Consider the following 1,502-nt stretch of genomic DNA (forward strand, 5'->3'; position numbering starts at 1 on the left):
ATTGCGTTTCTCCGGTTGGATCTTAAAAAAAGTTTGATACGACTTGCTGCTTTGAGCAGGGAATTTATGCGTTGCTGGTCTTCCTGACGATGCTGAGGGTTGACCTCAGGCTTCCTCTTTATGTTTAGTCATCAGGTTGGCGATCATGCGTTCCAGCTTCTTTTGCTTATTTGCCAGTGCTTCATGGGTGCCATTCCTTTCGCGAATGAAATGTAAACCATTTTTAAATAAGGAGATGTGTCATACCAACTCTGCTACAACTGTAGCTGCAAAAGTAAAAAATTTTGAAGAGTTGAGTGATGAATCAAATAGCTGCTTGGATACTTTCGTTGCTCTTTGCTGAATCTACCATCACTGATAAGATTTCAGTTCACTGGTTATACAGTTGGATTCTTTTTTATATACAGTACCGGAAGGAAGTATGGGTATTTTTTTTAGAGGTGGATTTTGTGACGAAGTTTATAAGCCCGGAATGCACAGATTATTCACCTCGCCTATTACTAAAGGAATGAGAATCAATGTAAGGCCTCGGATATATATTATTGAGAATACGCCATGTGGTACTGTGGGTAGTCTTAAAATCAAGATGCTTTTGTAAGTGTTATGCTATGAACTTGATTGAAAAAATATTGATTGCTGTAATAGCTGCTTCTCTTTTAAACGTACAAGGTGCAGTAGCCATTAAATTAAAAGATATTTTTAAATATGATGTACCGCTTTTAATTATTTTAAAATATTTAAGTTGTCCGGAAGAAGTAAATCTTCTCGAGGCAATTCAGAACTTGGAAGGTATGGAAAGAGCTATAGTGCTGATCACTAATGATATAGCCGATAAAGTTAGCCATATTGATTTTCCTTTTGTTCCAGAAACAGTCTGGATTGATGGATTATCAAATTGTTTGCAGGAAGATGTAGTTCATGATGGTCAATGGTTTACTATAAGAGGAATACCACTATCTGGTTTGCTTTCATATTGTCCAATTGATAGATTCGAAATAAATCTTGTTCGCTCTGTAGTATTTTATAATTGTGATATTAAACCATGGTCAGGTGAACAATGGACTATTGCAGGCCAGAGGAAAGATGGAATTGTGTTTTTTATTGAAGGGGGGGGTTCTGAATCAACAACTATGGACACTACAGGTAAAATTCTATTAGCTCCATCGTGGATGGAGCTGATTAAAAACTTGGACCTTTACGATGTAATGTGTCTTTTCAACGGATGTAAAATTTCCAATGATATACGCGGTTTAATTATGTCTTGTGTAAGCTCGGAGTCTGATATTTCACGAATTGTGATGAATATCTTATGTGAAATACTTAATGGTAAGCAAAAAGAAATTCAAGATAGTATTCGCCAAAGCAGGCTTCAAAAAACACCTTTTTTACAGTCATTCACACCATCTTATATAAACTAGTCATTAATTTATTAGTATGATCAAATGTAGATTACATAACCAGATTTTTAGAAGAATCACATCAAAGGCTGCTATGTCCAGGAG

At 35.8% G+C, this 1,502-nt stretch carries 2 protein-coding genes; both read left to right on the top strand.

Annotated elements, in window-relative coordinates:
• The first annotated feature begins 145 nt into the window (after window positions 1-145).
• Complete coding sequence (locus KDK18_RS11065; RefSeq protein WP_257254960.1) at window positions 146-343, top strand: hypothetical protein; 198 nt, start codon at window positions 146-148, stop codon at window positions 341-343.
• A gap of 265 nt (window positions 344-608) precedes the next feature.
• Window positions 609-1,418, top strand: coding sequence for a hypothetical protein (locus KDK18_RS11070; RefSeq protein ID WP_257254961.1), 810 nt, complete (start codon window positions 609-611; stop codon window positions 1,416-1,418).
• Window positions 1,419-1,502 lie beyond the last annotated feature (84 nt).

The sequence above is a fragment of the Endozoicomonas sp. SESOKO3 genome, from assembly GCF_024606255.1.